Genomic DNA, 26,761 nt, shown 5'->3' with positions numbered 1-26,761 from the left:
ATGTGGATCGAGCGACTGGACGCCAGTCACGCCCTGGCCTACCGCGAGTTGATGCTCGAAGCCTATGACCGTCATCCGCAAGCCTTCACGTCCAGTGTGCGCGAGCGCGCGGTGATGCCGTTGAGCTGGTGGGAAGGGCGACTCACCAGCAAGCTCGATGTGGTCATTGGCGCGTTCGAGGGCGGTGCACTCGCCGGTATTGTCGGCCTGGCCTTCGAACCGCGGGAAAAGGCCAGGCACAAATCGACCTTGTTCGGCATGTACGTGTCAGCCGATTTTCGCCAGCACGGTCTGGGGCAGAAACTGGTCGAGGCCGCCATCGCCGAAGCACAAAACCATCCGGCGCTGAAACTGATCCAGTTGACCGTCACTGCCGGCAACGATGCGGCGTTCAAGCTGTACCAGCGCTGCGGCTTCATCCAGTTCGGACTGGAGCCGCTGGCTGTACGGGTGGGTGAGGATTATTTCGACAAGATCCATATGTGGCGCGAAATAACCGTGTCGCAGGACAGGGGCGAAGCACCTTATTCCTTCTTGTCCGGCGATTGAACAGGAGGGTACTCGATCGGCAGCTTTTCCCCGGTGTAAAGCGGCAGTTCGGGTTCGGCTGCAAACGCGCTCATGATTCCGCCAGAACTGTTGAGTTGTTCGACTTTGATGTTGCGCAAGCCGAAGTCATTGCCGTTACTGCCGTCCTGGTAGTTGCTGATGTACAGCCGTGCCGTCTGCTGCGTGGTAATGGTGAATGTCTTTAAAAACAGGTACCAGATGCCATTCTTCGGCACTTCTCGGCGATCGCCATTGCGTTCCGGGTCTTCGGCGCACAGGATCGGGTTGACCAGCGACGGGTTGGGGCTGTCGGCAACATGCGTGCCTTCGAAGGTGAACCGGTATTGCCCGGGGACGAAGGTGAAGTCGCGATACAGGACGACCCCGGCGAAGCCGGTCGGCGGGCCTGCGTCGGCGGTGAAATTGAAAAAAGCCGTGACCGGTTGATTGTTCATGGGGAACTCGCGGATAGATCCGGAACGGGCTGCGGTATAGGCAACCCAGCCGTTGTAAGTGTCCGCCAGTGATGTGTAGTGATCCTGCCAGAGGGTGACCGAACCGATCGGCGACAGGCTGATGTTGTCCAGTTGATCCACCAACCGTGCACTGACCGGATGGGTACCGCCACCGATTTGCCGGAGGTCGGCGTCGGTCAGGGTGTAGGTGAACGATTTGTCCGCAGGCACATTGGCAATGTTTTTACTCCAGGTGCCTATGGTCAGTGTCACCCGGTCGTAGTCGCGCGGGTAGGTGCGGGTCAGGGTCAATGTGGCCGGTTGTGTCGGGCCGAGGCTGGGCGGATGGCTGACCGTTATGTCGGAGACCGGATAATGGAACAGCAGGTTCAGTACCGGTTCTGAGTCGGCGTAGTTCCCGCTGGGGCGGGTCATCCGATAAAACATAGTATTGAGGCCTTCCTTCATCCATCCCCATTTCAAGTCGATTTCTATCCGCTGGTTTTCCTCGCCCTCCCTGATCTGCGTAATTGCGTCAGTCGGCTGGTCGTTGACATAGACGTGGACAGAGTCTCCGACGGCCAGCGTCGTCGAGAATGTCAGGGCCGGGTCGATCACCATGTACAGAGGCGTGGACGGCGAGTAAATGCGCGATGGAATGCCCGCATGGTACTTCCCTGCCGGCAGAACCGATTCCTTCCACCCCGGGATCAACATGGGAAATAGCTTGAGCGCTGCGTCGGCTTGGGGAGAGTTGAGGTTGCTGTTCATCTTCTGTCCTCGGCTGTTGTGCCTGAAGCGTTGTGGCGGCAGACACCATCAGAGCGCGAGGGTAAAGCTGTGTCACCTGTCAGATCTGACAGGTGAACGGTATTTCAAGACCAGCGGTCATCCCCTCAGAGCAAAAGTTCGCAGCCTTTCAGGGTCAGCGCACCGCGCTGACGCCATCCAGCGTCGAGAACGAGGTGTCCTTGGCGGTCAGGAGGAAGTCACGCATGTACGGTGCATCCAGCATGTCCGCGCGAATCGCCGCGTACAGCGTGGCAAACAGACCTTTTTCGCCCAGGCGCTTGGCCTTCACGTAGCCGCGCGAACTGTATTCATGCAGCGCCCAGTGCGGCATGCCGCACACGCCACGGCCGCTGGCGACCAATTGCATCATCATCACCGTCAATTCCGAGGTGCGCACCTGCGCCGGTTCGATGTCGGCCGGTTCGAGGAAACGGGTGAAGATGTCCAGCCGATCGCGTTCCACCGGGTAGGTGATCAGCGTCTCCGTCAGCAGGTCTTCGGCGACGATATAGGGTTTGCTCGCCAGCGCGTGCTGGTTGGCCACCGCAAGCATCGCTTCGTAAGTGAACAGCGGCACGTAGGTGATGCCGGCGATGTCCAGCGGATCGGAGGTCACCACGAGATCCAGATCGCCACGGGCCAGTGCCGGCAGCGGGGCAAAGGAGAAGCCCGAGGCGAGGTCGAGTTCGACTTCGGGCCAGGCGTCGCGGAACTGGTCGATGGTCGGCATCAGCCACTGGAAACAGCTGTGACACTCGATCGCCATGTGCAGGCGCCCGGCAGTGCCGCCGGCCAGACGACTGATGTCGCGTTCGGCGGCGCGCAGCAGCGGCAGGGTCGCGTCGGCCAGTTGCAGCAGGCGCAGGCCGGCGCTGGTGAAACGCACCGGTTTGGTCTTGCGCACGAACAATGGCATGCCCATGCGTTCCTCCAGCTCCTTGAACTGGTGCGACAGTGCCGACTGGGTCAGGTGCAGGCGGTCGGCGGCATCGACCAGACTGTCGGCCTCGCGCAGGGCGTGCAGGGTTTTCAGGTGACGGATTTCAAGCACGGCTGGCCCCATGAGGAAAATTTGTGACAAATTCGAAGGTGGTGAGTTTGTCTCATGTTGGCGGCGCTGTCGACAGCTCAGGCAGCAGCGGGGCACAGCCAGTGCCCCGCCGCTTTTTGCCCTAAAGGTCGGCGAAATGCCGGAGGCCCAGCGGTTTACCGATGTCGCCGCGCCAGATCGCTTCGACCTGTGCGCCGCCGGCAGCCTGGGCCTGCTGCCATTGCAGGCCGAGATTGCGTTGCTCAGGCAGTTTCAGATGCGCTTTGACGAAGTCCTCGAAGGGCACTTTGTCCGAGGTGTAGTGAAAGTGCGCGTACCACAGCGTGCGCGGCGGATTGGAGGTGAGGTCGCGTACCTCGTATTCCTGGAGGAAGTCCTTGCGTCCGTCCGTGCGTTTGCCCAGTGCCCGACGCGCACCTTCCTTGCGGATATCCACCACTTGCTGCTGCAGCAGGTAGTCCAGATAACCTTCGCCGGGGGTCTTGCTGCGCAAGGTCTGGTCGATGCGCAGGGTGCGCCCGGCCCGTTGCAACTCGCCGGCCCTGGTGTGCAATTGCACAATCACCGGCTCGGTCGGCGATAGCCGTTCGATGTTGCGTGCCCGGGTACTCAACTCCGTCGCTTCGCTGACCAGCATGTGCTCCAGGTCCACCGGGAGCATGTCTTGCCGGGCATAGCCGCTGACCTTGTTGCTGTATGCCGTCACCGCCGCGAGCCGTTGCCGCGCTTCGGCCAGCAAGGGGCGGGCATCGCCGGGCAGCGTCGGGGCGGCATCAGCCGGTTGCGTCTGCAGGTGATACTTGCCGCTCGAGCGCGGCAGCCAGGTTTCGCGAAAACCGTCGAGGCCCTCGACGGTGAAGCGTTTTTCCCGGGTGCCGGCGTCGATGCTTTCGGTACCGATCAGCAACTGGTTGTCTTCGGTCTCGAACAATTGCTTGCCACCGGCCTCTTTGGGCTTGATCGGCGGGCGCTGCTTGATGGCCTGGCGCGCATGGGTCTCCACTGTGGTCAGACCGTCGAGAAACGCCGTGACTTCACCCAGGTCCAGGTGCTGCGGATAGCCGAGCGTCCAGGCGTTCAATTGACGTCGGAAGCCGGCGTAGATGTGCAGGCACTCCTCAATCACGCGATTGCGCTGGGCAAGGCTGGCGCTGACTTCGGGCAGATGATGCTGAGTCAGCAGTGCGCGCCCGACTTTTACCCGGGCCTCTTTCAACTGCGTGTGGAAATAGATCCACGACAGATCATCGACCGCGTCATAGCGGGTAATGATTTCCAGCAGGTGCGCGGTCCTCAGGTAATAGTGCGCGTGTTCACCGAGCTTGTGATTGAGGGCTGCCATGTCGGTGGCCATCCGGGCTTTCTGCGCCCGGTTGGTGATGCGGCTGTTCCACAGGTTGGCCTGTTCGGTGATCCCGTGCAGATGGTCGAACTCCTTGAGGAAGTCCTTGCGGACTTCCTTGCGCCGGGCCATGAGCTTGAGGTGGGCGAGGGTATGGTCATAGGGCGTGACGTCGGATTCGGCGACCAGTGCATCGACCCGGTTCAGGTGTTCGAGCAGGCGGTCACGGGCCACGGTGACACGCTGAATGGCACGATCGACCACGATCCAGGCGCAGCGGCTCTGGATGTCTTCAATCTGCAGACGCTTGCGGCCGTGGCTCAGGGGCAGCAGTTCGGCAAGGTTCTGGTATTGCGCGGTGGCCACGTCGATGTCACTGACACACGCCGCGTCGACACCTGCCTGTAAGGGCTGGCGTTGGGCGCTGTCGAGTTTCTGGTAGTTCTCCAGCAACTGATTGGAGGCGCGTGTCTGGGTGTCGAGGCGCCGGGTGTAGGCGTCGGCGGTGTTGGTCAGGGTCAGTTGCCGACGCAATTGCCGGTCGGTCCACCAGCGCGGCAGCCATTGGCGGATGGCTTCGGGCCAGAGCGGGTCGAGGCCATTGGCCAGATGCCCGAGCGCCGCACCACCGCCTGCGCCGCCGCCGTCCATCACGGTGCCATACACGGCGTAATGGGTGTTCCACTGACCATGCTCGTCGAGGGCGATCGGCTGTTTGTAGCCACGTATCCACGTCCCGTACAGGCGCCAGCCGCGTGGCTGGTCGCTGAGCTGGACGCGATAGATGCGGCCCAGACGCATGATGAAATCGCCTTCGGCATGGCGGTACACGTTGCGGTAAACGCCATGGCTCTCCGGGTGTAGCCCGGCCAGGGAAATCTCGTGTTCGTACTCGTAGCCCTTGAAGCGGTCAAGCGACTGGCGCGACCACTGCCAGGAGGTGCGCCCTGCGGCCGATCTGCCCAGTGACGCGTGTTGCCGCTGACGGGTTGCCAGGCGTGCGGCGACGGGGGCGTTGACGGTGCCCGGGAGCACGTCCATGGCGGCGTCGATCAGTGACAGCAGGACCATTTCCACTTCCGCCAGTCCGTGGCCGAGCTCACCGCGCAAGAACGCCGCGACGGCGAGGTTGGCGCTGTGCCAGGCGTCATACAGGGCCACCGCTGCACCAACGAACGGCAGCATGCCGATGGCCATTTTCAGGTAGTTGAACAGCGCGCCGGACTGCAGCGCACTGTGCTCCAGAAACAACGCATCGTTGGAGCGCGAACTGCTGCGATGGGCTTCCAGCAAGCGGCCCATGTGCACGTTCAGCAGATGACTGGCCAGCGAAGTGGTCGCCGGCCAGGCCATGCCGACGCCGATCAGGGCATCGAAGTTGCGCAGTTGCGCCTGGTTGATCCGGCTCACATGGCTGGCGAAATCGCCGCTCACGGCACGCCCGGCGAGGTAGTTGACCAGATGGCTGTCCACGCACCGGCGGAACAGATCCAGGCGCGCCTGCTCCAGCGTTGCGTACTGCCGCAGGAAGATCGCGTCGCTGCTGTCGGGCAGGTACAACAGGGTCAGGCCACTGACCTGCTCGACGATGAAGGTGACGCCGGCGAGGGTGCTCGGTCCCTGATGCGCGGTATCCGCTCCGCCGACCGTCAGGTGCACCGGCAGCAAGGCGATGCGTTTGCCATCGACGGCATAAGCCTGGGCCGTTGCCGCGTCGATGGCGATCTTCAGCACGGCATGGCCGGCACTGTCGATGTGCTGTTGCAGCAAGGCGAATTCACCCTGCAGTCCGAGCATCAGGCGCCACGGCTCGCTCAGGCATTCGCGGCGCCAGGCCTGGGTGAACGCGGGTTCTGTCGAGGTGCCGAAAAACGTCTGGCGAATCAGGGTTTCATAGCGTCCGGGCAGATCCAGGTCCGTCACCAGTTGGCGCAGATAGACCGGTTTGATGCCCGCCTCGATACGCTGGCGATCACCGTCGTCCTCGGCGCTGACCTTGACCCGCATGAACGACAGGCGCAACCACATGTCCTGGTCGATGTTGTCCTGGGCCAGTTGTTCCAGGCTGAGGTCGCCGCGTTCGGCGCTGGCGATCAGGACACCGCTTTGTGGGGTGCCGGGCGCGGCACCCTCGATCGGGACTTTTTGCCAGGTTGTGGAGTCCGGCAGGTCGAGGCTCACACGCACGCTTTTTGCCAGTGCAAAGTCGTGGCGCAAGCGCGCGTCGATACGTTTTTCGGCAAAGACCTGGCGTGGTGGCAACTCCCGTTCGAGCAAGGCATGGGCGCGTTGCATGGCGATCAGGTAGCGGCTGATCAACGCCTTGATGTGCGTGCGGCGCAGATCATCCAGTCGGTCGAACCACGGCGGCAGGTTGCCGGCCAGCGCGGCGCTGTGGTCTTGCTCCTGGCGCTCGGCCCAGGCCCGTTCGCGAGCCCGGGCCATGGCCACGGTCAGGCGCGGCAAGTGTTGTTCGCGCAGCTTTTCCATGGCTGTTTTGCGCTCGCTGGCATGCGTGGGCAGCGGGTTGTCGCGCAGGATCGTGGCGGCCTGTTGTTCACATTCATAGAGCTGCTGCTCAAGGGACCAGGCCAGCGGGTTGCCCGTGAGTGGCGTCAGGTGCAGGCTCAGTACGCGGTCGTCGGCTGCGCGCCTGAACAGGTTCTGCTCCAGCGCCTGACGCGAGGTGAAGCGTTGCAGCCCGCCAGACTGGCCGGGCCAGTACAGCAACAGGCTGTCAGGCGAATCCGCCGCCAGCGCCGAAGGCGCCGCGATGATCAGCACGCCTTGCAGAGGTTCGACAGGGTGTGCGTCGTGGTCTGCCGTCGACAACGCTACGCGCACGACGGTCAGGGTGGCCGCTGGCAGCGTTCGATCCGGTGCATCCAGCAACGCGGTGAGCCGTTGATGCTCCTCGCCTGTCAGGTGTCCCAGTGCCCGTTGCAGCTCGACCTCGGCGCGCAGCCCGGCGATCCGGGCTTGCAGCAGGGCCTGGTATTGCACGTTGCCGGCATGACGCAGTTCGAGCATGCTCAGCGGGTCGTGGCTGCCGAGCAGCGCCGTGGCTGCCTCGTGGCTGGCGTGCCGGGCCGCGCTCAGGGCGTCGAAATGTTGCGCCAGTTGCTGGCGTTGCGCGCTGTGCAGTTGCGCCGCCGCGGCGTCGCCGAGCACCTGTTCAAGCGCGCGCCGTTCAACCGCCAGTGCCTGACTGCGCTGGCTGAAGGGAATGTCCGGGGTCAACAGGCCGAACAGCGCCGGGTCGTCGTCCATTGGCGAGACCTCGATTGCCGGCGGCGCGGCGCCGATCAGTCCCTGAACGTCGAGCCATGTGGCTGTCGACACTGCGTGCGCAAACAGCGGTTGCAGGTTCAGTCGCAGCGGATCCTCGGCAAGCTCGACTTCCTCCAGCGTCACCGCCTCCAGCCGTGGCTGCCGACTGTGCTGCTGGCAGTGGCTGATAAGCCAGCGCTGCAGATCGGCCTGTTGCTCGAACAGTTGCAGCGCTGGTGAGTGCGCCGGCCAATACACCAGATGACTGGCGCAATCGAGTCGAATCAGCAGAGCGCCGGGCAGCGTGACCAGGCTGGCATCGCTGCGCTTGAGCAGTGGCTGGCGGAAAACCACAGCGCTGCTGGCGGCCCCGGGCGCCACGCTCGCCAGCAGCGTCTGTACGGGCGCGGTTTGCAGCTTGCCTTGCGCGCAGGCGCTCAGGCAGCTCGCTTCGAAATGCTCGCGGTAGAGGATCAGCGCTTGCTCCCGGCGCGAAAAAACTGTGCCGGTGGCGCGTTGCTCCCAGTCGGTACGCGGGGTCTGCGCCAGCAGTTCCAGCCACTGACGGTGACAGTCGCGCAACAGTGCGCTGGCTTGCTGCTGAAGGTTTTGATCGAGGTGTCCGGGCAGTGGCTGCGCGAGGCCGAAATCGACCGGGGCAGGGATGGGGAGGTCGAACATGACGACAAGGCTCCAATTGGCTTGAAAGACCGGGCTGAGCCGGATTTGCAGCCATTAGAAGGCAGGTGTCCGAGGCGGGTGCGGTAGCGGGATATCGCTCTGGCAGCGGTCTGGTTGCAGATTGTTTCGCTGCCCGCAGGCGACCGCTTGGCAATCTTCATCAAACTGTCACGCAACTGTGGCAGCGCGCTTGAACAAACTTCATCAGACTCGCGCTCTACTGGGGTTCTGCGTTTCGGTGTTTCTTCATGCGTTTATTTGTTCTGTTGGCCGCGCTGTTGTTCGGCCTGCCGTCGATGGCGGCTTCGCGTTGCGACGTCAATGTACCGACCGAACGGGTCGATCTGGCACAGGTGAGCCTGGCGTACCAGAGCATCGGCCGTGCCTCGGATCCGGCATTGCTGCTGGTGATGGGCCTGGGTGGACAACTGATCCACTGGCCGGACGAAGTGGTGGTCGCGCTGTGTCAGCAAGGCTTTCGGGTGATCCGTTACGACAACCGCGATGTCGGTCTGTCGACCTGGCGTCAGGCACCGGCCGAGGCCAACCTGACCTTTGAAGTGCTGCGCTACAAGCTCGGCCTGCCGGTATCGGCGCCGTACTCGCTGACAGACATGGCCGACGACGCGCTGGGTTTGATGGACGCGCTGCACGTCGACCAGTTTCACGTACTGGGCGCGAGCATGGGCGGGATGATCGCCCAGCATCTGGCGGCGATGGCGCCACAGCGGGTGGAGAGTCTGACGCTGATCATGACCAGTTCCGGCGCCGAAGGTTTGCCGGCGCCGAGTGCGGCGCTGGTGCAATTGCTGGCGCGGCGTGGCGCACCGAATCGCGAAGTGGCGCTGGAGCAGCAGGCTGATCTGTTGGCGGCGCTGGGCAGCCCGTCAGTCACTGATGACCGCCAGGCCTTGCTGCATCAGGCAGCGGTGGCCTACGACCGGGCGTTCAATCCTGAAGGCGTGAAACGCCAGATCATGGCGATCCTTGCCGAGCCGAGCCGGGTCACCTTGCTCAATCAACTGCGGGTGCCGACACTGGTGGTACACGGCACGGCCGATCCGCTGTTGCCGGTGATGCACGGCGTGCACCTGGCGGCGCATATTCGCGGCAGTCAGTTGAAGCTGATTCCCGGTCTGGCTCACCGTTTTCAAGAGGCGTTCAAGGCGCCGTTGCTGGCGGCGGTGTTGCCGTATCTGCAACAGCACCGTGAAGACACTTCGCACTGGGCGCAGATCGAGCCGGTGGCGAGCGGTAACCTGCTGTAGGCGAGGTTTTGGCGGTGTTGATTCGGGCCTCTTCGCGAGCAAGCCCGCTCCCACATTGGCAAGCATTCTCTGTAGGAGCTGCCGAAGGCTGCGATCTTTTGCTTTTGAAGATCAAAAGATCGCAGCCTTCGGCAGCTCCTACAGGTGTATCTTTCAGACTTTGCGATGTGTGATCTGCCCGCGAGGTGTGTAATGAATTCCGCTTTGAACATCGATTTTGTCAGCGACGTTTCCTGCCCGTGGTGCGTCGTCGGTCTGAACAGCCTGCTGCAAGCACTGCAGATTCTGCGCGATGAAGTGCAGGCCGAGATTCATTTCCAGCCGTTCGAACTGAACCCGAAGATGGGCCCGGATGGGCAGAACATCACCGAACACATTAGCGAAAAGTACGGTTCGACCCCGGAGCAGTCACAGAAAAACCGCGAAGCGATTCGTGCCCGTGGCGCCGAGGTCGGGTTTGCCTTTCGCACCGATGGCAACAGCCGCATCTACAACACCTTCGACGCCCATCGTCTGTTGCATTGGGCCGGGCTTGAGGGGTTGCAGTTGCCGTTGAAAGAGGCGCTGTTCAAGGCCTATTTCACCGATGGCGGTAATCCGTCCGATCATGCGCAGCTGGCGCAGGTCGCGGAAAGCGTGGGCCTGAATCGGCAACGTGCCGATGTGATTCTGGCCTCCGACGAGTTTGCCGATGAGGTGCGTGCAGAAGAGCAGCTATGGCTGCAACGCGGCGTGAGTTCGGTACCGACCGTGGTGTTCAACGGTCAATATGCGGTCACGGGCGGGCAACCGGTGGACACCTTTGTCAGAGCGATCCGGCAGATCATCAGTGAAACCCGGGGCGGCACCGTCAACAACTGAATGCCAACCCTGTAGGAGCTGCCGCAGGCTGCGATCTTTTGTCTTTAAAGAGCAGGATCAAAAGATCGCAGCCTGCGGCAGCTCCTACAGGGATCAGCTGTGCAGCCGCACCCACACCGAGACCAGCACGCTGGCGGCGATCAGCCATGCGACGACGGCCACGGCGAGTGACGCCTCCAGGCGCATGCGGTCAACCATCACGTACAACGTCGCCAGATAGATGAAGTACGGAATGATCGACCACATGCCAAAGACGATGGTTGCCTTCAGATCGTCGATCGACCGGCTGTTGCCGACGATGTAATGGGCGATCAGTGCGAAGGTCGGAAACAGCGGCACCAGCCCGGCGATGTAATAGTTTCGGGTCTTCGACAGTGCGGCGAGAATCACCACCACTGCCGCGCCAAGTGCTGCTTTGAGAATCAGATCCATCAGTGGCTCAACCCGTACTTTTTCACTTTATCGAACAGCGTGGTCTTGGCCATGCCCAGCTCCAGACTGGCCTGAGTCAGGTTGCCGCCGCTGCGTTGCAAGGCATCGTTGAGCAGGTTGCGCTCGAAAGCTTCCACCGCTTCGGCAAACGCCAGACCCTGACCGCTGTTGCCGGCGCCGGACTTCTTGAACGCCGGCAGGCCGAGGGCGAAGCGTTCGGCGACGTTGCGCAGTTCACGTACGTTGCCCGGCCAGTCGTGGCTCATCAGGTTCGACAGGGTCTGGTTGTCCAACTCAGGCAAGGCGCGGTCGAAACGCAGTGCCGATTGCTGGGTGAAATGTTCGAACAGTTGCAGGATGTCTTCACGGCGTTCGCGCAGCGGCGGCAGTTCCAGGGTCACCACGTTGAGGCGGTAGTACAAGTCGCTGCGAAACTCGCCGGCCTTGCTCGCTTCGTCGAGGTCGGACTTGGTCGCCGCGATCACCCGGCAATCCACCGCGACGCTCTGGTTCGAGCCGAGGCGTTCGAGGGTGCGTTCCTGCAACACGCGCAGCAGTTTGATCTGCAAGGGCAGGGGCATGCTTTCCACTTCATCGAGGAACAGCGTGCCGCCGTCGGCGTGTTCGATCTTGCCGATGCGCCGTTTGCCGGCGCCGGTGAAGGCGTTGGCCTCGTGACCGAAGATCTCGCTTTCGAAGAGGTTTTCCGGCAGGCCGCCGCAGTTCAGCGCGACGAATTGCCGGGTGTGGCGGCGACTGAAGTCGTGCAGGCAACGGGCGACCAGTTCCTTGCCGGTACCGGTTTCGCCTTCGATCAGCACGTTGGCCGAGGTGTCAGCGACGTTGGCGATCAGTTCGCGCAGGTTCTGCATCGCCGGCGAGCGACCGATGATCCGGCCTTCGAGGGAATCACGTTCGGCCAGTTGCCGGCGCAGCGAAGACACTTCCCGGGCGAGGCTGCGTTGCTCCAGCGCGCGACGGGCGACGTCCACCAGCCGTTCCGGCGAGAACGGTTTTTCCATGAAATCGTAAGCGCCTTTCTGCATCGCGCCGACCGCCATGGAGATATCGCCATGACCGGTGATCAACACCACCGGCAGACTGCGGTCGCGTTGCTTGAGGCGGGTCAGCAGTTCCAGACCATCCATGCCGGGCAGGCGAATATCGCTGATGACGATCCCGGCAAAGTTGTCGCCGACCCGCTCCAGCGCTTCTTCGGCACTGCCGACGCCGACGCAGGGAATGTCTTCCAGGGTCAGCGCCTGCTGGCAACCGAGCAGCACATGGGGGTCGTCTTCGACGATCAGCACACTAAGGTCGTGGTTCATATTGGCTCGGCAGGAGTAGGGCTTACCAACGGTAAACTGAGGACGAAGGTGGTGCCACCGCTGGCCGGGTGCTCGACACCCAGATGTCCGCCGGTGGCGGCCGCGAGGCTGGCGGAAAGGGTCAGGCCGAGGCCCAGACCCTGCTCGCCGGGTTTGGTGGTGAAGAATGGTTCGAACAGATGCTTGCGCGCCTCGGCATCGACACCGTGGCCGTTGTCGCGCACCCGCAGGCGATATTTACCGTTGAACTCTTCGCCTTCCAGCCACAGTTGCGGCGCGGGTTGCGCCTGCATGGCGTCGAGGGCGTTGCCGATCAGGTTGACCAGAATCTGCTCGAGGCGAGTCTGGTCTATCTGCACCTGGACGTCGCTGAACTGTCGGTGCAGTTGCAGTGCCATGCTCTCGACCCGCGCGCCGAGCAATTGCAGCGCCGCATCCACCGCTTTGCCGAGACTGGCCTGGCCTTTGTCGTCGCCGCGCCGGGCGAACGAACGCAGGCTGGCGGTGATCCGGCCCATGCGGTCGATCAGGTCGTTGATGGTCTTGAGGTTGGTGCTGGCGACGTCGAGCTGGCCGCGTTCCAGAAAGCGAATGGTGTTGCCGGACAGGGTGCGCATCGCCGCCAGCGGCTGGTTCAGTTCGTGGGCGATGCTGGTCGACATCTGGCCGATGGCTGCGAGTTTGCCGGCCTGCACCAGTTCGTCCTGGGCGCGGCGCAGGGTCTCTTCGGCCTGGCGCCGTTCACGGATCTGACTCTTGAGCCGTTCGTTGCTGGCACGCAGGTCGCCGGTGCGTTCGGTAATCCGACGCTCCAGTTGATTGTTGGCTTCCTGCAAGGCTTCGCGGGCGGCGAGGCGGGTGGCGATGACTTTGCGCCGTTCGTTCCAGGCGATCAGCAGGAACGCCACCAAGGCGAAGGCCACCGCCACCAGAATGCCCTGATTGATCGCTTCACGGCGCAAGTCCTGCAACGGCGTGAGCAGGGTGAAATTCCACGGTGTGTCGCTCAGCGGCCGGGTCTGCGCCAGATAGCTGATGCTGTCGTCATCGGCGCTCAGTTCACTGTTGGCCGGGAAGGTCAGTTTTTCCACGCCTTCGGCCAGGGTTTCGCGGGCCAGCGGTTGCAGTTCGTTGAGCGGGAACCAGTAGTACTGCAGGCTGCGCGCGAGTTTTTCTTTGGTTTCATCGCTCAGCGGTACTACAGACTTGAGGCGGCGAGCCGGATCGCTGGAGAGAATGATGATGCCGTTCTCGTCGCTGACGAAGGCTTCCAGGCGCGCCCGTTGCCAGCGCTCTTCCAGCGCTTCGAGGCGCACCTTGACCACGGCGACGCCAATGATCTTGCCGTGTTCTTCCAGGCCATGGGCAAGGTAGTAGCCGGGTTCGCCGCTGGTGCTGCCGATCCCGTAGAAACGCCCGGGTTCGCCGCGCACGGCTTTCTGGAAGTAGGCGCGAAAGGACAGGTCTTCACCGAGGTAACTGTCGACGTCGCGCCAGTTACTGGTGGCCATCACGCGGCCGGTGGTGTCCATGACGTAGATGGCCCGACTGCGGCTGCGCCGGTTCAGGCCTTCAAGGTAAGCGTTGACCGTTTGCCGGTGTTCCGGGGTCGGGTCGGCCAGCAGTTGCGGGACACTGGTTTCCAGTTCCAGCAGGCTCGGCAGGTAGGTGTATTTGCTGATCTCGCTTTCAACCGTGCGCGCGTGCAGTTCGAGCTGACGCTGGCCGTTTTCGCTGAGGCTGCGGATGCCGAAATGTTCACTGGTCCAGAAACCGGCGTAACCCAGTCCGATCATCAGAACGATGATCAGCGGCGGCAGGAACAAATGACGGATCAGACGAGGCTTCACGGCAAGTGATGGCGGCGCGGCGCGATAGAGATTGGGGTCGCATTTCATCACAGTTGCCTTGGGTCAACCAGCGCTGCCGCGGACGACGCACTGGTTTGGTCGAGCCTGGAACCTGTGGCGAGGGGATTTATCCCCGATCGGCTGCGAAGCAGTCGTCAAACCGGCAGATGCGGTTTGATTTTGAAATGCTGGGGTCGCTTCGCGGCCCATCGGGGATAAATCCCCTCGCCACAAAGCTCCCTCGCCACAGAGTTCGGTGTGTTGCTTTTAGTGCTGCAGGATTTTATCGAGGAAGTGCTGCGCGCGTTCGGAGCGGGCGCTGATGTCGCCGAAGAATTCCTCTTTCGGGCAGTCCTCGATGATCTTGCCGGCGTCCATGAAGATCACGCGGTCAGCCACTTTGCGAGCGAAGCCCATTTCGTGGGTCACGCACATCATGGTCATGCCCTCATGGGCCAGTTGCACCATCACGTCGAGCACTTCGTTGACCATTTCCGGATCGAGCGCCGAGGTCGGTTCGTCGAACAGCATGACGATCGGGTCCATTGCCAGCGCACGGGCAATCGCCACACGCTGCTGCTGACCGCCGGACAGTTGTCCCGGATGCTTGTGGGCGTGCGCCGACAGACCGACGCGCTCGAGCAGTTGCAGACCTTTCTTGGTCGCTTCTTCCTTGCTGCGACCGAGCACCTTGATCTGCGCGATGGTCAGGTTCTCGGTGATGGTCAGGTGCGGGAACAGCTCGAAATGCTGGAACACCATGCCGACGCGCGAACGCAGTTTCGGCAGGTTGGTCTTGGAGTCGGCAATCGAGGTGCCGTCGACGACGATATCGCCCTTCTGGAACGGCTCCAGCGCGTTGACGCACTTGATCAGGGTCGACTTGCCCGAACCCGACGGGCCGCAGACCACGATCACTTCGCCTTTCTTGACCTCGGTGCTGCAATCAGTCAGCACCTGGAAGTCGCCATACCACTTGTTGATGTTCTTGATGGAGATCATACGGCAAACCTTTTTTGCAGACGCTTGACCAGCAGCGAGGCGGAAAAGCTGATGATGAAGTAGACGACACCGGCAAAGATCAGGAACTCGTTGGAACGACCGATGATGTCGCCGCTGGAGCGCGCGGAGTTGAGGAAGTCCACCAGGCCCACGGTGTAGACCAGCGAGGTGTCCTGGAACAGGATGATCGACTGTTGCAGGAGCAACGGGGTCATCTTGCGGAACGCCTGGGGCAGGATGATCAGACGCATGGTCTGGCCATAGGTCATGCCCATCGCCTGGGCCGCGGCCATCTGGCCTTTGGGGATCGACTGCACGCCGGCCCGGACGATCTCACAGAAGTACGCGGCTTCGAACATCATGAAGGCCACGACGCAGGAGGTGAACGCACCGATCGGGGTGTCTTCGCCGGTGATCCAGCGCAGCACGAACGGCACCGCCAGGTAGAACCAGGTGATCACCAGCAGCAGCGGGATCGAGCGGAAGTAGTTCACATAGGCGCCGGCCACCCGCGACAGCAGTTTGCTCGACGACAGGCGCATCAGCGCGAGGATGGTCCCCAACACGATGCCGCCGACCACGCCCATGACCATCAACTGCAAGGTCATGACCATGCCGTTCCACAGGCCCGGGATCGCGGGGATGATGCCGCTGAAATCGAAGTCCATTATTTACCCCCCACGGAGATCAGGCCGGGCACCGCGACTTTCTTCTCGACCATGCGCATCAGCAGCATCAGGCTCATGTTCAGGGTGAAGTAGATCAGCGTGGCCAGGGTGAAGGCTTCAAACAGGTTGGCCGAGAATTCGGCGGTCTGCTTGGTTTTCGCCAGCAGTTCCATCAGGCCGATCAAGGACGCCACGGAGGAGTTCTTGAAGACGTTGAGGAATTCCGAGGTCAGCGGCGGAATAATGATGCGGTAGGCCTGGGGCAGCAGCACGTTCCAGTAGATCTGCGGTAGCTTGAAACCCATGGCGCGGGCGGCGGATTCCTGGCCACGCGGCAACGCCTGGATGCCGGTGCGCACTTGCTCGCAGACCCGGGCAGCGGTGAACAGGCCCAGGCACACGACGACGCTCAGGTAGGCCGAGGTTGTCGGGTTCAGATCCTGTTTGTACCAGTCCTGCAGGTTCTGCGGCAGCAGGTCGGGTACCAGGAAGTACCAGATGAACAGCTGAACCAGCAGCGGCACGTTGCGAAACAGTTCCACGTAGCAGGTCGCGATGCCCGATACGAGGCGGTTCGGCACGGTGCGCATGACCCCCAGAATGGAGCCCAGCAGCAAGGCGATAATCCACGCCACGATGGCGATGGCGATGGTCCAGCCCAGACCGGTGACGTACCAGTCGAGATAAGTCTCGCTGCCGACGCCGGTGGACTTGAAGAACACGCCCCAGTCCCAGTTGTAATTCATTAGGGTCTCCCCTCGAGAACGATCAATGTACAAGCACCCGCTTGGGGAAAATCCGTTCCCTCCCGACGTTGAACGCCGGGCACACGCGATCGGCTCGAAAACCGCCAGGTCGAGTGTTCCACTGTAAAGCCAGCAGGTAGTAACAGACGTCTGAGGGCGGTTGCGCCCTCAGACGACAGGTCAGTCAGGAATCAGATTTTTACGTCAGGCGCAGGCTTGTCGCTTGGATTGGCGATCAGCTCTTTCACCTTGTCGCTCATCGGGAAGTTCAGGTTCAGGCCTTTTGGCGGGATCGCGGTTTCGAACCACTTCTTGTAGATCTCGTTGATCTTGCCGGATTTGTACAGGCCGACAATGGCGTCATCCACAGCCTTCTTGAAGGCCGGGTCGTCCTTGCGAACCATGCACGCGTAGGCTTCGAAGGACTGCGGCGTACCGGTGATGACCCAGTCGTCCGGCTTCTTGGCCTTGGCTTCTTCACCGGCCAGCAGCGCGTCGTCCATCATGAAGGCAACGGCGCGGCCGCTTTCCAGCATGTTGAAGGATTCGCCGTGGTCTTTGGCGGAGATGATGTTCATGCCCATCTGCTTGTCGGCGTTCATCGCTTTGATGATGCGCTCGGACGTGGTGCCGGCGGTGGTCACGACGTTTTTGCCTTTGAGGTCGGCAAAGTCAGCGTAGGACGGCTTGCCATCCTTGTCTTTCTTGACCAGCAGACGGGTGCCGATTTCGAAGATGTTGACGGTGAAATCGACCTGCTGGGCGCGTTCGGCGTTGTTGGTGGTGGAGCCGCACTCGATATCCGCGGTGCCGTTCTGGATCAGCGGGATACGGGTTTGCGAGGTCACCAGGTTGTACTTGACCTGCAGGTCTGGCTTGTTCAGGTCTTTTTTCAGGGCTTCAACGATGGCCACTTGAATGTCGTGGGAGTAGCCCACGGGTTTGCCGGAAGCATCCGCGATGTAGGAAAACGGGATGGAGCTGTCGCGGTGAGCGAGCGTGATGGTGCCGGAATCGTTGATTTTCTTCAGGGTGCCGGTGAGTTCGGCGGCGAAAACTGGTGTGCTGATCAGAGCGGCAGCAATGGCTGCACCCAGGATATGGGGAACGATGCGCATCAAATTTTCCTCGAATTGTTTTTTTTATGGAGCCAGTTTGTCGGCCCTTTTGTGCTTCGAATGCCTGACGGCTCCTGAAGTGTTGGCACGGCAGGCATTCGTCGAGAGAGTGTAGAGCATGAGTCGTGCCAGAGCAGTCGCTGGTGTCTAATCGCTTGATTTGTAAGGTTATTAAAGTTTTGTGATGGTGTTTTTGGCGGAAACTGATCCGGTTATCCGAATTGACCGGGAGGTCGCGTTCGGAAAACCGAACGATCTTTTAATCGCTGCCCTCATATTGATGCTCGCCCGCATAACCCTGTGGCGAGGGGATTTATCCCCGATAGGTCGCGAAGCGGCCTTCTTTTAGCGCAAAGGCGGGGGACCGCTTCGCAGTCCATCGGGGATAAATCCCCTCGCCACAGGGTTAGTGCAGGCAAAGTAAGTCACGAGCAAAAAAGCCCCTGAATCGTGAGATTCAGGGGCTTCGTTTTAAGCGATGTTCAAGTCACGCCGCTTCAATCTTGCGGTTCTGCTCGACCTTGCCCAGGTACGCCGCCAGTTTTTCCTGCTCGGCCGGGGTGGTGAACAGGCCCAGCTTGCTGCGGCGCCACAGGATGTCGTGCGCGGTGGTCGCCCATTCTTCACTGCACAGGTAATCGACCTCGCGGGTGTAGAGCCCGCCGCCGAGGTGTTCGCCCATGTCATTCAGCGACTCGACGCCTTCGAGCATGCGCCAGGTGCGGCTGCCGTAGGTGGTGGCCCAGCGGCGGGCGATCTCGGTCGGGACGAAGTCGAACTTGTCGCGGATCTGCGCGCTCAAGGCTTGCGGGGTGGTCATGTCTTCGCCGCCGGGCAGGGTGGCGGTGGCAGTCCAGCTCGGGCGCATCTGGGTGAAGTACGGCATCAGTTGGGCCATCGCCGACTCGGCGAGTTTGCGGTAGGTGGTCAGCTTGCCGCCAAACACCGACAGCAGCGGTGCCTCTTCGCCACCGCCAGACAAGGCCAGGGTGTAATCGCGGGTCACGGCGGACGGGTTGTCGGACTCGTCGTTGCACAGCGGGCGCACGCCCGAGTAGCTGTGCTGGATATCGTCGCGGCTGATCTGCTTCTTGAAGTGCGCGTTGACCACTTTCAGCAGGTAATCGGTTTCGCCGTCGGTGATCGCCACTTTCGCCGGATCGCCGGTGTATTCACGGTCGGTGGTGCCGATCAGGGTGAAGTGGTTCAGGTACGGAATGGTGAAGACGATGCGCTGATCTTCGTTTTGCAGGATGTGCGCGTGATCGCCTTCGTAGAGTTTCGGCACGATGATGTGGCTGCCCTGAATCAGACGGATGCCGTACGGCGATTCCATCTTCAGGTCGTCACGGATGAACTTGGCGACCCACGGGCCGGCGGCGTTCACCAAGGCTTTGGCAGTGATCGAAAACAGGCTGCCATCGGCGCGTTCCAGGTTCAGGTGCCACAGGCCTTTGGCGCGGCGGGCGCTGACGCAACGGGTCTGGGTGTGCACATGAGCGCCTTTTTCCCGGGCGGCCATGGCGTTCAGAACGACGAGGCGGGCGTCATCGACCCAGCAATCGGAGTATTCGAAGCCTTTGGTGATTTCGCTTTTCAGTGCGCTGTCGGCACCAAACTTCAGGCTTTTCGAACCTGGCAGTTTTTCGCGCTTGCCAAGGTTGTCGTAAAGGAACAGGCCGGCGCGGATCATCCACGCCGGACGCAGGTGCGGACGGTGCGGCAGCACGAAGCGCATCGGCTTGACGATGTGCGGTGCCTTGGCCAGCAACACTTCGCGCTCGGCCAGCGCTTCACGCACCAGACGGAATTCGTAATGTTCGAGGTAGCGCAGGCCACCGTGGATCAGCTTGCTGCTGGCCGACGAAGTGTGGCTGGCCAGATCATCCTTTTCGCAAAGGAACACCGAGAGACCGCGACCGGCGGCATCCGCTGCGATCCCCACGCCATTGATCCCGCCGCCGATGACGGCGAGGTCGTAGATCTCGGAGATAGGGGGCGTACGCAAGGTAGATGTGGACATCGGCTGGCCTCGGGCTCTTTTGATTTTCTGTCTTGGAAATCGAACATTAATGTTCATTTGCGAAAATGGTAGCCCATAAAGACGCGCACAGCCAGTCACGTTCGATTGAAAAAACTCATCGAAGGACGGTTAAAAGAAAATTTTCGAACATTAAAAGCAAAAGATCGCAGCCTGCGGCAGCTCCTACAGGTCAAATGAACCCATGTAGGAGCTGCCGCAGGCTGCGATCTTTTGATCTTGCGCGGTTAAACGACTTCCAGGCGAATCTTGTGCTGGCTCAACAGTTGCGCCAGTGCCGGCACCGGTTGCTGATCGGTCACCAGGCAGTCGATCAGGCTGATCGGCCCCAGGCGAATCATCGCGTTACGACCGAACTTGCTCGAGTCCGCCGCCAGAATCACCTGTCGCGCATTGGCGATGATCGCCTGCGACACGCGCACTTCCTGATAATCGAAGTCGAGCAGGCTCCCGTCTTCGTCGATGCCGCTGATACCCACCAGCGCGAAATCGACCTTGAACTGATTGATGAAGTCCACGCTCGCCTGACCCACCACACCGCCGTCCCGGCGTACGTTGCCGCCGGTCAGCAGCACATCGAAGTCATCCTTGGCACTCAGCATCGAGGCGACGTGCAGGTTGTTGGTGATGATCTTCAGGTGGTTGTGATTGAGCAGGGCGCGGGCAATCGATTCGGTGGTGGTGCCGATGTTGATGAACAGCGAGGCGTGATCGGGGATCTGTGCGGCAATGGCTTCGCCGATGCGTTGTTTTTCATCGCGCATCTGATCGGCGCGCATCGCATAGGCGGTGTTTTCGACGCTGGAATCATAGGCCGCGCCGCCATGGTAGCGACGCAACAGATTGGCTTCCGCGAGCTGATTGATATCGCGGCGGATGGTTTGCGGGGTAACAACGAACAGCGTGGCCATTTCCTCGATGCTCACATAGCCGCGTTCGCGGACCAGCTCGAGGATTTGCTGCTGACGGGGAGGCAGATTCATGGGGCTTCCTTTGGGCTGCCGTGCAAAATTTGCCCATGATGCCGCAGGAATCTCCTCCCGACCAGTTACATGCCTTTACAAGTACTCAGGTTGGCTTATTCAGCGTCTTCACGCGCCCAGTCACGGGTGCGGCTGACGGCTTTTTTCCAGCCTTTGTACAGCTTCTCTTTCTCGGCTTCGTCCAGGCTCGGTTCGAACTCACGCTCGATGACGGCCTTGCCGCGCAGTTCGTCCAGGCTGCCCCAGAAACCGCAGGCCAGACCGGCCAGATAGGCTGCGCCCAGCGCGGTGGTTTCGCGCATTTGCGGACGCTCGACCTGAGTGCCGAGGATGTCGGCCTGGAACTGCATGAGGAAGTTGTTCGCGACCGCGCCGCCGTCCACACGCAGGGCTTTGAGGCGTTCGCCGGAGTCCTGTTGCATGGCGTCGAGCACGTCGCGGGTCTGGTAGGCGATCGACTCAAGTGCGGCGCGGATGATGTGATCCACGCGCACACCGCGCGTCAGGCCGAACAGTGCGCCACGGGCATACGGGTCCCAGTACGGAGCACCGAGACCGGTGAACGCCGGTACCAGGTACACGCCGTTGCTGTCCTTCACTTTATTGGCGAAGTATTCGGTGTCGTGAGCGTCGTTGACGATCTTCAGTTCATCACGCAGCCACTGCACGGTCGAGCCGCCGTTGAACACTGCGCCTTCCAGGGCGTAAGCCACTTCGCCACGCGGGCCGCAAGCGATGGTAGTGAGCATGCCGTGCTGCGATTTCACCGCTTTGTCGCCGGTGTTCATCAGCAGGAAGCAGCCGGTGCCGTAGGTGTTTTTCGCCTGACCCGGCTCGACGCACATCTGGCCGAACAGTGCCGCCTGCTGGTCACCGGCGATACCGCCGATGGCGATGCCGCTTTTGGTGCGACCGTAGATTTCAGACGAAGCCTTCACTTGCGGAAGCATCTCGCGCGGGATGTCGAGGATTTCCAGCATCTTCGAATCCCACTCCAGCGAGTGGATGTTGAAGAGCATGGTGCGCGAGGCGTTGGTGTAGTCGGTGACGTGCACCTTGCCGCCGGTGAATTTCCAGATCAGCCAGCTATCGATGGTGCCGAACAGCAGTTCGCCGTTGCGCGCACGCTCGCGGCTGCCTTCGACGTTGTCGAGGATCCACTTCAGCTTGGTGCCGGAGAAGTAGGGGTCGGTGACCAGACCGGTGTTGTCGCGAATGTATTCTTCGTGGCCATCGCGCTTGAGCTGCTGGCAGATCTCGGTGCTGCGGCGGCACTGCCAGACGATGGCGTTGTACACCGGACGGCCGGTGGTCTTGTCCCAGACCACGGTGGTTTCACGCTGGTTGGTGATGCCGATGGCCGCGACCTGATCGTGATGCAGACCGGCCTGGGCCAGTGCTTCGACCATCACCGCGCTCTGGGTGGCGAAGATTTCCATCGGGTCGTGTTCGACCCAGCCGGCTTGCGGGTAATGCTGGGCGAATTCGCGCTGGGCGGTGCAGACCACGTTCGCGTCGCGGTCGAAAATGATCGCGCGGGAGCTGGTCGTACCCTGATCGAGGGCAATGATGTAGTTCTTATTCTGAATGTCGGTCATGTCGATTGCCTTGGACGAAATAAGGGAGAGTGGGCCGTGGCGCGGGCTCTAAAAGGGCAGGAGCCCGCGCCGACTGTTTCAAGAAGTTCTTGGTTTGCCGTCAATGGCCGGTTCTGCATCCTTTGTAGCAGGTGTGGCGCCGGTCAGGTGACGGGCGATGAGCCCGCGATACCCGGCAGCGCCGAGGCAGGCACCGACAATCGGTGCAAAAATCGGAATCAGGAAGTACGGAATATCGCGGCCGCCAGTGAAGGAAATTTCACCCCAGCCGGCGAAGAAAGTCATCAGTTTCGGACCGAAGTCACGCGCCGGATTCATCGCAAAACCGGTCAGCGGGCCCATCGAGCTGCCGATTACGGCAATCAGCAAACCGATCAGCAGCGGAGCCATCGGGCCTTTCGGCAGACCGTTGTTGTCATCGGTCAGGGCCATGATCACGCCCATCAGGATCGCGGTGATGATCATCTCGACCAGGAACGCCTGGGCGGTCGACAACACGGGATTGGGGAAGGTGGAGAACACTGACGCCAACTCAAGGCTGGCAGCCGAACCACGAACCATTTGGTGAGTTTGTTCGTAATCGAAGAACAGGTTGCTGTACAGCGTGTAGACCAGCAGCGCGCCACAGAAGGCGCCGGCGATCTGCGACAGGATATAGAACGGCAGTTTGCGCTTTTCGAAGTCAGCGAAAATGCTCAGGGCGATACTCACGGCGGGGTTCAGGTGCGCGCCGGAAACCCCGGCGGTCAAGTAGATCGCCATGCTCACGCCGACGCCCCAGATGATGCTGATTTCCCACAAGCCAAAGCTGGCACCCGCGACTTTGAGCGCAGCGACGCAACCGGTGCCGAAAAAGATCAGCAGTGCAGTACCCAGAAACTCGGCCAGGCATTGGCCGGAAAGCGATGGTTGCTGTAAAGCAGTTGTCATTGAAAACCTCGATTTTTGTTGTTGTCTGGCGCATTTGCCGTCAGGGCAAGGCGCGATTTTCCCCGGGGCAGGATCCCCATCCTGGTCCCGGTTTACTGCTGGGTGCTGCGGTGACGATAATTCTTACATTATTCAGATTCGAAAAAATATAGACAAGAAACAAACCTGTCAAAGGTCGAAAGTGAACCCACCGGTCACAATTAAACTATCAACCTGCTGAATGATCCCGCAGATGACCGTGGCGATAGCCCGGCGATTCGCCGGTAAAGCCCGGAAAATGGGGCTTGCGCTAGAGCCTTTTGCGAGGCGATGGCCTAAAATCCGGCGCAGGATTTTTCTCTTGATGCCGAGCCTGGAGCTGCCATGACCCCTGCGTTGGACTTGTTGAAAAAAGTTCGTGCCGAACATCGCGTGCACAGTTACGAACATGATCCCAAGGCCGCGTCCTATGGGCTGGAGGCCGCAGAAAAACTGGCGCTGGAGCCGGCGCAGGTGTTCAAGACGCTGCTGGCCGCCAGTGAAAAGGGTGAACTGCTGGTGGCGGTGGTGCCGGTCGTCGGAAGCCTTGATCTCAAGGGCCTGGCACAGGCAGCGGGGGTCAAGAAAGTTGAAATGGCTGACCCCGCCGCCGCCCAGCGCTCCACCGGTTACCTGTTGGGCGGTATCAGTCCGCTGGGGCAGAAAAAACGCCTGCGCACCTTCATTGATAACTCTGCCCAGGGTTTTGCGACTATTTATGTCAGTGCTGGCCGGCGCGGACTGGAAGTCGAGTTGGCGCCTGCAGTGCTGGCCGAACACACTCAGGCCAGATTCGCCGACATCGGCCGCGCGTAACGTGCGGCACTGAATGAACAAAATTGGCCGGTTCTGTCACTGGCGCTAAGCCGGCCCGCGTTGCATGCTCTGCCCACTGATTGGGGGGAGAAGGTTATGCAACTTGAGTTTTATCAGGTCGATGCGTTCAGTGATCGGCCGTTCAGCGGCAATCCGGCGATGGTTTATCGGCTCGACGCATGGCTCGCCGATGAGCTGATGCAGAAGATCGCCGCCGAGCACAATCTGGCGGAAACCGCATTTGTGGTGCGCGAAGGCGCGGCGTGGCACATCCGCTGGTTCACCCCGACTACCGAGGTGCCGTTGTGCGGGCATGCGACGCTGGCCAGTGCTCATGTGTTGTTCGAGATCTACAAGGACAGCGCCGAGCGTCTGGACTTCGTCTGCAAGTCCGGACCGTTGAGCGTCAGCCGCGAAGGTGATCGGCTGTGGCTGGATTTTCCGACGATCGTCCCTTCGGAGATTGGCGTGACGCTGGATGTCGAGCGCGCCTTGGGCGTCGAGGCGGTGGATGTGCTGGGTTCCAACGAATTGTTTGTGGTGCTGGAGTCGGAGCAGGCGGTGCTCGACTGCAAGCCGGACATGGTCGCGCTGGCGAAACTGCCGTGGCTCGGCGCTATCGTGACGGCGCGCGGCAATCAGCATGATTTCGTCTCGCGTTATTTTGCCCCGGCGATCGGCATCAATGAAGATCCGGTCACCGGCTCGACGCATTGCAGCCTGATTCCCTACTGGTCGAAACGTCTGGGCAAATCCAGTTTGACCGCGTGCCAGCGTTCGGCGCGGGGCGGGGAGTTGTTCTGTCGGCTGGAGGGGGAGCGGGTGAAGATCGGCGGGAATGCGACGCTGGTGGCCAGCGGTACGCTGATTTTGGGCTGACCCAAAACCAATTGTGGGAGCGGGCTTGCTCGCGAATGCGCTGTGTCAGTCAACAAAGAGGTCGTCTGACATAGCGCATTCGCGAGCAAGCCCGCTCCCACAGTTTTTATCCGAGGCGGATCAGAGTGCCGTGCTGTAGCGGCGAACGCCGTTTTCCGCAGCCGGGATTTGCGCAGCAGTGCTGCCGCTGGCCTGGAACAGGACAAGGTGTTCGGCGGCAACACGAATCCCCACCTCTGCACCCACCTGATGGTCGGCATGGCTCGGGAAGATCGACTCCAGTTGCGCACCGGTCGGCAGTTGCAGGCGATACAGGGTCGAAGCACCGAGGAAGGTCTTGCCGACGATCCGTGCTTTCAGCGCACTGTCCGGCGCATAAACGATGTCATCGGGACGCAACAACACGTCCACCGCACCACCCACCGGCCAGGTGTAGGCCCGGTTGCCGCGCAGTTCGCCGAGTTCGGTCTGCACCGACTCAGGGCTGCCGAGCTGGCCGCGAATGAAATAACCCTGACCGATGAAGCTGGCGACAAACGGCGTCGCCGGCTCGTGGTAGAGGTTGTACGGCGTGTCCCACTGCTCCAGCCGACCTTCCTTGAACACACCAACGTGGTCGCTCACGGCGAAGGCTTCTTCCTGGTCGTGGGTCACCAGAATCGCGCTGGTGCCACGGGCCTTGAGGATGTCGCGCACTTCGTGACTGAGCTTGCGCCGCAGTTCGCCATCGAGGTTGGAGAACGGTTCGTCGAGCAGCAGCAGTTGCGGTTCCGGTGCCAGCGCTCGGGCGAGGGCGACGCGTTGCTGCTGGCCGCCGGACAGCTCGTGCGGGAAGCGCTTGCCGAGGTTCTTCAGGTTGACCAGTTCCAGCAGCTCTTCGGTGACACGCTCTTTGTGCGGGTGCTTGCGGATGCCGAAGGCGATGTTGTCTGCGACGCTCAGGTGCGGAAACAGCGCGTAGTCCTGGAACACCATGCCGATCCGGCGTTTCTCCGGAGCCAGGGTGAATCCGGCGCTGGAAATGGTTTCGCCGCCCAGAGTGATTTCCCCTTCGTGCACCGGTTCGAAACCGGCGATGGCACGCAGGGTGGTGGTCTTGCCGCAGCCGGACGAGCCGAGCAGGCAGCCGATGTCACCGGCGTTGAGGTGCAGATTGAGGTTCTGCACCACGCGTTGATCTTGATAGCCGCAAGCAAGGTTGCGCAGGTTCAGCAGTAATTCATGGCTCATGCGTGGTGATATGCCGGTTCAACGAGGAACTCGAGCAGGGCCTTCTGTGCGTGGAGACGGTTTTCTGCCTGATCCCAAGCGACGGAGCGCGGGTCATCAAGCAGGTCGAGGCTGATTTCTTCACCGCGGTGCGCTGGCAGGCAGTGCATGAACAGCACATCTTCGGCCGCCAGATCGAGCAGGGCGCGGGTCACCTGGAACGGAGCGAACAGCTTCAGGCGCTTGGCAGTTTCCTCTTCCTGGCCCATCGAAGTCCAGACATCGGTGCTCACCAGATGCGCACCGCGCACGGCGTCCTGCGGATCGCGGACAATGGTCACGCGATCACCGGCCTTGGCGACGAATTCAGGATTCGGCTCGTAACCTTCCGGGCAGGCAACGCGCAACTGGAAGTCGAACTGGATCGCCGCTTCTATATAGCTGTTGCACATGTTGTTGCCGTCGCCGATCCACGCCACGGTCTTGCCCTGGATCGAGCCACGGTGCTCAAGGAAGGTCTGCATGTCGGCCAGCAACTGGCACGGGTGCAGGTCATCGGACAAGCCGTTGATCACCGGCACGCGCGAGTTGGCGGCGAATTCGGTCAGGGTGCTGTGGGCAAAGGTACGGATCATCACCGCGTCGAGCATGCTCGACATGACAATGGCGCAGTCGCCGATCGGCTCGCCACGGCCCAGTTGGGTGTCGCGTGGCGAGAGGAAGATCGCCTGGCCACCGAGCTGGATCATGCCGGCCTCGAAGGAGATCCGGGTACGGGTCGAGGATTTCTCGAAGATCATCCCCAGGACGCGGTTTTTCAGCGGCTCGAACAGTACGGCGCGGTTTGGCTGGTCCTTGAGCTCTACGCCTCGTG

21 protein-coding genes are annotated in these 26,761 nt (G+C 61.4%); 5 read left to right on the top strand and 16 right to left on the bottom strand.

The annotated features are described in order from the left end of the window. The gene (locus ACIOUG_RS14595; protein WP_401066524.1) at positions 1-549 is read left to right on the top strand and encodes a GNAT family N-acetyltransferase; all 549 of its coding nucleotides are present in this window, start codon (positions 1-3) and stop codon (positions 547-549) included. Here the strand turns inward: ACIOUG_RS14595 and ACIOUG_RS14590 are convergent. The 3 genes from ACIOUG_RS14590 to ACIOUG_RS14580 all read right to left on the bottom strand — a co-directional run bounded on the left by ACIOUG_RS14590 (position 525) and on the right by ACIOUG_RS14580 (position 8,140). Beyond that, positions 525-1,775 carry a hypothetical protein gene (locus tag ACIOUG_RS14590; RefSeq protein WP_401066523.1) on the bottom strand — a complete coding sequence of 417 codons (1,251 nt, stop codon included), beginning with the start codon at positions 1,773-1,775 and terminating at the stop codon, positions 525-527. The two genes, ACIOUG_RS14595 and ACIOUG_RS14590, sit on opposite strands and share 25 nt — an antisense overlap. A gap of 154 nt (positions 1,776-1,929) precedes the next feature. Continuing rightward, positions 1,930-2,847, bottom strand: coding sequence for a transcriptional regulator MetR (gene metR / locus ACIOUG_RS14585; protein ID WP_401066521.1), 918 nt, complete (start codon positions 2,845-2,847; stop codon positions 1,930-1,932). Between the two features lie 121 nt (positions 2,848-2,968). Further along, positions 2,969-8,140, bottom strand: coding sequence for a dermonecrotic toxin domain-containing protein (locus ACIOUG_RS14580; protein ID WP_401066520.1), 5,172 nt, complete (start codon positions 8,138-8,140; stop codon positions 2,969-2,971). A 248-nt stretch (positions 8,141-8,388) separates the two neighbouring features. Between ACIOUG_RS14580 and ACIOUG_RS14575 the strand changes: the two genes are divergently transcribed. After that, positions 8,389-9,408, top strand: coding sequence for an alpha/beta fold hydrolase (locus ACIOUG_RS14575; protein WP_401066519.1), 1,020 nt, complete (start codon positions 8,389-8,391; stop codon positions 9,406-9,408). A 192-nt stretch (positions 9,409-9,600) separates the two neighbouring features. Further along, positions 9,601-10,269 carry a DsbA family oxidoreductase gene (locus ACIOUG_RS14570; protein ID WP_401066517.1) on the top strand — a complete coding sequence of 223 codons (669 nt, stop codon included), beginning with the start codon at positions 9,601-9,603 and terminating at the stop codon, positions 10,267-10,269. A gap of 93 nt (positions 10,270-10,362) precedes the next feature. On the opposite strand, the gene ACIOUG_RS14565 is transcribed toward ACIOUG_RS14570, so the two are convergent. The 11 genes from ACIOUG_RS14565 to ACIOUG_RS14515 form a co-directional block, all read right to left on the bottom strand. Then, the gene (locus tag ACIOUG_RS14565; RefSeq protein WP_401066562.1) at positions 10,363-10,692 is read right to left on the bottom strand and encodes a GlpM family protein; all 330 of its coding nucleotides are present in this window, start codon (positions 10,690-10,692) and stop codon (positions 10,363-10,365) included. An 8-nt stretch (positions 10,693-10,700) separates the two neighbouring features. Continuing rightward, positions 10,701-12,029 carry a sigma-54-dependent transcriptional regulator gene (locus tag ACIOUG_RS14560; protein WP_401066515.1) on the bottom strand — a complete coding sequence of 443 codons (1,329 nt, stop codon included), beginning with the start codon at positions 12,027-12,029 and terminating at the stop codon, positions 10,701-10,703. Beyond that, entirely contained in the window at positions 12,026-13,927 is a 1,902-nt protein-coding gene (locus ACIOUG_RS14555) for an ATP-binding protein (protein ID WP_401066513.1), read from the bottom strand. The genes ACIOUG_RS14560 and ACIOUG_RS14555 overlap by 4 nt, the downstream gene beginning before the upstream one ends. A gap of 219 nt (positions 13,928-14,146) precedes the next feature. Further along, positions 14,147-14,881 (bottom strand): amino acid ABC transporter ATP-binding protein, encoded by a 735-nt coding sequence (locus ACIOUG_RS14550; RefSeq protein ID WP_401066512.1) that lies wholly within the window; start codon positions 14,879-14,881, stop codon positions 14,147-14,149. Further along, a complete protein-coding gene (locus ACIOUG_RS14545; RefSeq protein WP_003227756.1) occupies positions 14,878-15,549 on the bottom strand; it encodes an amino acid ABC transporter permease in 672 nt (223 codons plus the stop codon). The genes ACIOUG_RS14550 and ACIOUG_RS14545 overlap by 4 nt, the downstream gene beginning before the upstream one ends. Beyond that, entirely contained in the window at positions 15,549-16,295 is a 747-nt protein-coding gene (locus tag ACIOUG_RS14540) for an amino acid ABC transporter permease (protein ID WP_401066510.1), read from the bottom strand. Before ACIOUG_RS14540 ends, ACIOUG_RS14545 begins: the two co-directional genes overlap by 1 nt. A gap of 191 nt (positions 16,296-16,486) precedes the next feature. After that, entirely contained in the window at positions 16,487-17,413 is a 927-nt protein-coding gene (locus tag ACIOUG_RS14535; RefSeq protein WP_258675878.1) for a glutamate/aspartate ABC transporter substrate-binding protein, read from the bottom strand. 487 nt (positions 17,414-17,900) lie between these two features. Beyond that, positions 17,901-19,436, bottom strand: a complete 1,536-nt coding sequence (gene glpD / locus ACIOUG_RS14530; RefSeq protein ID WP_401066508.1) for a glycerol-3-phosphate dehydrogenase — start codon at positions 19,434-19,436, stop codon at positions 17,901-17,903. A 245-nt stretch (positions 19,437-19,681) separates the two neighbouring features. Continuing rightward, positions 19,682-20,437 carry a DeoR/GlpR family transcriptional regulator gene (locus ACIOUG_RS14525; RefSeq protein WP_007916700.1) on the bottom strand — a complete coding sequence of 252 codons (756 nt, stop codon included), beginning with the start codon at positions 20,435-20,437 and terminating at the stop codon, positions 19,682-19,684. Between the two features lie 95 nt (positions 20,438-20,532). After that, complete coding sequence (gene glpK / locus ACIOUG_RS14520; RefSeq protein ID WP_401066507.1) at positions 20,533-22,035, bottom strand: glycerol kinase GlpK; 1,503 nt, start codon at positions 22,033-22,035, stop codon at positions 20,533-20,535. Positions 22,036-22,113: 78 nt separating this feature from the next. Further along, positions 22,114-22,965 (bottom strand): MIP/aquaporin family protein, encoded by an 852-nt coding sequence (locus ACIOUG_RS14515; protein WP_401066505.1) that lies wholly within the window; start codon positions 22,963-22,965, stop codon positions 22,114-22,116. 363 nt (positions 22,966-23,328) lie between these two features. On the opposite strand from ACIOUG_RS14515, the gene ybaK reads away from it, so the two are divergent. Both ybaK and ACIOUG_RS14505 read left to right on the top strand, forming a co-directional pair. Beyond that, positions 23,329-23,799, top strand: a complete 471-nt coding sequence (gene ybaK / locus ACIOUG_RS14510; protein WP_025112386.1) for a Cys-tRNA(Pro) deacylase — start codon at positions 23,329-23,331, stop codon at positions 23,797-23,799. A 96-nt stretch (positions 23,800-23,895) separates the two neighbouring features. Next, entirely contained in the window at positions 23,896-24,678 is a 783-nt protein-coding gene (locus ACIOUG_RS14505; protein WP_401066504.1) for a PhzF family phenazine biosynthesis protein, read from the top strand. A gap of 120 nt (positions 24,679-24,798) precedes the next feature. On the opposite strand, the gene ACIOUG_RS14500 is transcribed toward ACIOUG_RS14505, so the two are convergent. Beyond that, the gene (locus ACIOUG_RS14500) at positions 24,799-25,908 is read right to left on the bottom strand and encodes an ABC transporter ATP-binding protein (protein ID WP_401066502.1); all 1,110 of its coding nucleotides are present in this window, start codon (positions 25,906-25,908) and stop codon (positions 24,799-24,801) included. After that, positions 25,905-26,761 (bottom strand): ornithine carbamoyltransferase (gene argF / locus ACIOUG_RS14495; RefSeq protein WP_401066501.1); only part of this gene is annotated, 857 nt, incomplete at its 5' end. The genes ACIOUG_RS14500 and argF, both read right to left, overlap by 4 nt.

Origin of the sequence: Pseudomonas sp. NPDC087803 (genome assembly GCF_044742995.1) — a bacterium.
In the GTDB taxonomy this organism is placed as follows: Bacteria; Pseudomonadota; Gammaproteobacteria; order Pseudomonadales; family Pseudomonadaceae; genus Aquipseudomonas.
Note: the sequence above shows the minus strand (reverse complement) of the source record. Positions and strands in the feature narration are given on the sequence as shown.